General features: G+C 51.7%; 5 protein-coding genes. All 5 read left to right on the top strand.

Features of this window, described 5'->3' with window-relative positions; genetic code table 11:
* Nucleotides 1–123: 123 nt before the first annotated feature.
* Nucleotides 124–540: a hypothetical protein gene (locus JFN88_RS10600; protein WP_199019292.1), complete on the top strand. Its 417-nt coding sequence runs from the start codon at nucleotides 124–126 to the stop codon at nucleotides 538–540.
* A gap of 7 nt (nucleotides 541–547) precedes the next feature.
* Nucleotides 548–1447: a hypothetical protein gene (locus JFN88_RS10595; RefSeq protein ID WP_199019291.1), complete on the top strand. Its 900-nt coding sequence runs from the start codon at nucleotides 548–550 to the stop codon at nucleotides 1445–1447.
* Between the two features lie 97 nt (nucleotides 1448–1544).
* A complete protein-coding gene (locus tag JFN88_RS10590; protein WP_199019290.1) occupies nucleotides 1545–1733 on the top strand; it encodes a hypothetical protein in 189 nt (62 codons plus the stop codon).
* Nucleotides 1730–2119 (top strand): hypothetical protein, encoded by a 390-nt coding sequence (locus tag JFN88_RS10585; RefSeq protein WP_199019289.1) that lies wholly within the window; start codon nucleotides 1730–1732, stop codon nucleotides 2117–2119. Before JFN88_RS10590 ends, JFN88_RS10585 begins: the two co-directional genes overlap by 4 nt.
* Nucleotides 2120–2261: 142 nt before the next feature.
* Nucleotides 2262–5103 (top strand): tape measure protein (locus JFN88_RS10580; protein ID WP_233167688.1); only part of this gene is annotated, 2842 nt, incomplete at its 3' end.

The raw sequence follows: 5103 nt of genomic DNA, 5'->3' as shown, positions 1-5103 counted from the left end.
ATATATAGTGTTTCTTTTGCTGCTAAGCGCCTGTAAAAGGGCTTTGAACAGCGGGGCGCTGGAGCATTCAGGGCAGTGTTCCGATCCGGCGAAACGAACTTTAGGAAAGGGGAATTTGGGCATATGGCAGATGAAGTAATGTCGTTTTTTGGCCCGGTTAACCGGAAAGAACTGCGGGCATTAGGGCGGGCTTACCGAGAATACCGCGCGAGTATTAAAGATCGGCTGGAAGACGCGGACGGGCTGTTCAATAACAACGAAGTATTTGCCTGGGATGAAGATGAAGCGGACGGCCTTCTGGCCCTTACCCAGGACGTGCTACTTAACCCGGGCTACTATTTGGCCCGACACTGGGCTGTAAGAGCCGATAACAATAGTTTGGAAGCCAAGGGGCTGCTAGATTTTTGTGAGTACTGCCTGGCGCGCGCCCTAGCGTTGTATGAAGCAAAGAAGTCTTTACAGAACATGGCGTTTTATGTTTATACGCTCTCACAGTTTGTTGACGATTTAATCGAAGCAAGGAAAGCCGCGAGCAGGTAGCCGTAAAGTGAAAGGAGTGATTCGAATGTCCAACATGGACATGGCCCTCAAGCAGGCGTTTCATCCGTTAGCCGACGAGAAAAATTACATTGCGGAGCGACGAGGGAAAGCGGCTTTGCTGTGCGGAGGACGTCGTAAAAACACGGCTGCATTCTGCCGCAGTTATGCGGGCGCGGGGACAGCACACAAAGGCTACGGACGCTGTAGACGCTGCGCTGGGGCGAGTACGGGGCCGAGGACGGAAGAAGGCAAGGCGACGGCTGCCCAGAACAGCCGTAAGCACGGAATATATTCGCGTGTTCTAAGCCCCGCCGCGCGTGAAGTGTATGAATCGCAGACGGACGGTGAGGCGATAAGCTTGCTGCATGACATAAAAATGCACAGAGCAAATATTGTTGTGTACCTGGCCGATTGGCGGCGTAAATGGGACAACTACTACCAGCGCAAGCTGCGGGAAAAGTACGTCAAGTATCGCTGCATGAATCCCGATTGTCGCCATGTCTGCGTTAAGGGCGAACTGGACGGCAAGCCTGGCTACTGTCCCGCTTCCCGCTGCCATGAAAAGCGTGTCGAAGTTATCGAGCGCTGGACGGCAAACCGGACGGAGAGCGAAGCGGAAGCTTACGCCGATGCACAAACGCGGGTATGGTATTCCGAAGGCGAAGGCGCGCGCAGCTATTACCACGCGGGCAGCCTGGAAGACCGGACGCTGGACAGGGCGCTTAACACGCTGGGCCGCTTGATTGAGAAACACGCCCGGTTAAAGCCCGACGACAGCGACGACCTGCTGGGGCAAATCAATTCCGAACTGCGGGCGGCGTCGAAAGGTAAAATCGTCGTTTCTTGGGGCGGCGCTGCACAGCATCGTGTAAACCCGGCAGAAACGCTTGACAAGGGCGCGAAATAGGCCGGGAAATAATCGCATTTTAGCTTTATCAAAATGAAGCATAGTGAACCCATGAAAGGGAAGAAGTGAAAGCCTGTGGAACCAGGGGGGATTGGCGTTGGCCATTACGGTTTCACAAGAACCAGGAATTTCATTTCAACAGCTACAAGCACACCCCACCCCCAAGAAAAAGGAAAAGTCTGGAATACACTTTACTGCCTTACAGAAATCAACCAAAAGTACAAATCTGTTCTGGGAAAAAATGGGCCATATTCTGAAAAAGGGGAACGGGGGCGAAGCTGCTTGATGAGGTTAGAAGGCTATATATCGAAAAAGAATATTAGGCGCTGGTTGGATAACTACGCTTCTATGGTCGTTGGGGACAGGCCATACGATGCCCTGCCGAGCAATTCCGGGCCGAAAGCTTACGACGGTGTAAGCGACGGGAGAATCAATAAAATCATGCTTGACCATACACTAGAGCAGCTTCGCCGGGATAAGCCAAGAACCTATGCCTGCGTTCAGGCGCGCTGGTTGCTCCAATTACGGACAGGAGAAGCTATGCGAAAACTAGGGATACCGCAGGATGAATACGCCAGGCGCTGTAGCAACGCCGTTGATTTTCTCTATCTGCGGATTAACGGGAAATCAGACGGGTATAGACGGCTGGCAGAATTCATTCTCAGTCAATAGTAAAGTTAGAAAGAAATAAAGTAATCTTTACTTCTTGCCCTTCACGATTGGCGGTTAAATCGGCGGCCTTCACGATTATGGGAAATCGGCAACCTTCAACGGTAGGTGGGAAACCGATTTCGCATAATTGGCGGTGAAATGTATGTCACGCGAATTTACGATGGGAATACGACTTAATTATTACGACAACGATTTTACGCGCGGTATTCGTGAAGCGACAAAGCAAACTAACTCATTCCGTAATGGGCTGGTCGCAGCCGAACGCGGCGCATCTGGGCTTACTTCGGCTATCGGTAAGGTTGCTGTCGCCTTGGGCGGTATGGCGGCAGTAAAAAAAGGATTTAGCTGGTTAATAGGCGCAAACGCGGACATGGAGCAGTACGAGAATACATTATCCGTTGTTTTGAAAAGCCATGAAAAAGCGGTAGAGACATTGTCCTGGGCTAAAGAGTTTGCGGCCCAAACGCCATTTGAAATTCCGCAAGTAGTCGAAGCGACGACAAAACTAAGCGCCTACGGCATGGAAGCTCGGAAGGTGCTGGGGATCACTGGCGACATGGCCAGCGTCATGGGTAAGAGCCTAGACCAAGCGGTGGAAGCTCTCGCCGACGCCCAGACCGGGGAACTGGAACGGCTGAAAGAATTCGGCATAAGAAAAGACATGCTGGAGGCACAGGCGAAACTGTTAGGCAGTAACCCCATTAACAATCAGGGACAAATAACAGACATTAAGGCATTCAATGCGGCCTTGTTTTCGCTTATGGAAGAGCGGTTTAAGGGCGGCATGGCTAAGCAGTCGGAAAGCTTCAAGGGGATGATAAGCAACGCCAAGGACTTTATGGGGAATTTAGGACAACAATTGGGGGAACCGTTGTTTGAACGATTGAAAATGAGCCTAAAAAGCTTACTAGAAACTCTTAACCAACTGCAAAAATCGGGCGCAATTGACCGCTTTGTAGCCAAGGCTCACAAAGGATTCGCCGCGATTTCTGAGGGCGTGTTCAAGGCGCAAAGGCTGGCTGTGACGGGGTTCCGTGCAATTCAAAAAGCGTCCGCGCCAGTATTCGCGTTCATTCAGAAAAACTGGGCCAATATAAAGCCCTACGTTCAGGGCGTAGCGATTGCTATAGGTGCTGTCGTTTCCATCATGACGGCCATGAAATCCGCTACGTTAGTCGCTTCGGTCGCTTTACGGCTGCTGTCGGCGGCCATGCTGACGAATCCTATCGGTTGGATAATCCTAGCGATAGGGCTGCTGATTGGCTGGTTTATCAAGCTGAACGGCGGCATAGATGGAGCGAAGCAGAAGCTTATGGGCTGGCTTGCATCGGCGAAAAAATTCGGTGCGGCTATTGGCGCGATCTTCAAGGGAGACGGAGACAAGGGCGGGGGCATGCTGGAAAGCCTGGGATTCAATGATAAGCAGACCGGGGCGCTTACAAAGGGCGTAGCAGTCGTCAAGCAAGTTGCCACGCAGATAGTCACGGCGTTTCAATGGGTACAGGCCCAGGCGGTAAAATACTGGCCTGTCATTCAGGCGACCGTTAAGCAGGTAATCGCCCAAATAGTCACTGCGTTTCAATGGCTGCAAGCCCAGGCGGCAAAATACTGGCCTGTTATCCAGGGTGCAGTCGTCAAAGCCTGGAACTACATTCAGGCAAATGTAATCCCTGTCGTTAAGGGCATAGCGAAAGACGTCATAGGAATGTGGGTGAAGATTTACAATATCGTCGTGCCTTTTGTAAAAGCGCTGGTTCCGGTGCTTGTGAACGCATGGCAAACGATCTGGAAAGTTTTGCAGCCCCTGGCCGCCGCGCTAGGTAGGCTTTTCATGACTTTGGCCCCTATCGTCTTGAAACTGGTAGCGGGCATTTACAAGTTCGTTACGACGTACCTGCCGCCTGTCCTAGCGGTTGTAATGTCGATCTTCCAGACAATCTTGACCACGGCTATTCCTATTGTGGCATCGATTGTTGCCGGGATCATTCAGGGCTTTACGGCTGTAGTCAATTGGTTTACGACGATCTGGCCTATGATTCAGAAGGTAATCGAAGTTTGGTGGAACTACATTCAGTTTGTATGGGCAGCAATCGGCCCCTTTATTATGGCGGCTATACAGATTATTATTTCTGTAATCAAGAACGGTTTTATGTTTATCCTGGGAATCGTGAAATTTGTCTGGAATACGATAAAGTCGATCATACAAATTGCCTGGGCGATTATTAGCGGGATCATTCAGACCGCCCTGGGCATCCTGACGGGCGACTGGGAAAAAGCCTGGGAAGGATTCAAGTCGATATTTACGGGCGTATGGGACGGCATAACGAACTTCCTAGGCGGCGTCGGTACGCTGTTCTACGATTCAGGTAAGGCGATCATTAATACCCTAGTCGACGGTATCAAGTCGGTCGCCATGGCCCCGGTCAACGCGGTAAAGAACATTTTTGGTAAAGTCCGGGACTTATTGCCGTTTTCTGACGCGAAGAAGGGGCCTCTATCCGAACTCACCTACAGCGGCGGCGCGATAATGACAACTATTAGTAAAGGGGTTAGGACTCAGGCGGGCAGTCTTACAAAGACTGTAAACAGCGCTTTTTCTAACCTTGGGCTAACGGAACAGGCTGAAAGTATGCAGAACTTTATGCAAAAATCCGTTTCCGATATGGGTATCACGGCAGCATTGCAGATACTGGAAAACGGGCCAGTTGTGAACATTGCCGCGCCAGTAGCACCAATGGCTGCGCCTGTGGTGAACATGGCTGCGCCTGTAGCGCCGATGGCTGCTCCTGTGGTGAACATGGCTACGCCAGTAGCGCCGATGGCCGCACCAGTAGCGCCGATGGCTGCGCCCGTAGCACCAATGGCTGCACCCGTAGCACCAATGGCTGCACCAGTCGTTAACATGGCTGCGCCCGTGGTGAACATGGCTGCTCCTATAGCGCCGATGGCTGCGCCCGTGGTGAACATGGCTGCTCCTATAGCGC

Origin of the sequence: Paenibacillus roseus (assembly GCF_016424485.1) — a bacterium.
Taxonomy (GTDB): Bacteria; Bacillota; Bacilli; order Paenibacillales; family Paenibacillaceae; genus Paenibacillus_D; species Paenibacillus_D roseus.
Note: the sequence above shows the minus strand (reverse complement) of the source record. Positions and strands in the feature narration are given on the sequence as shown.

Excerpts from the sequence above, each read along its gene's own strand:
- JFN88_RS10600 (WP_199019292.1), top strand. The coding sequence starts at position 124 with ATGGCAGATGAAGTAATGTCGTTTTTTGGCCCGGTTAACCGGAAAGAA.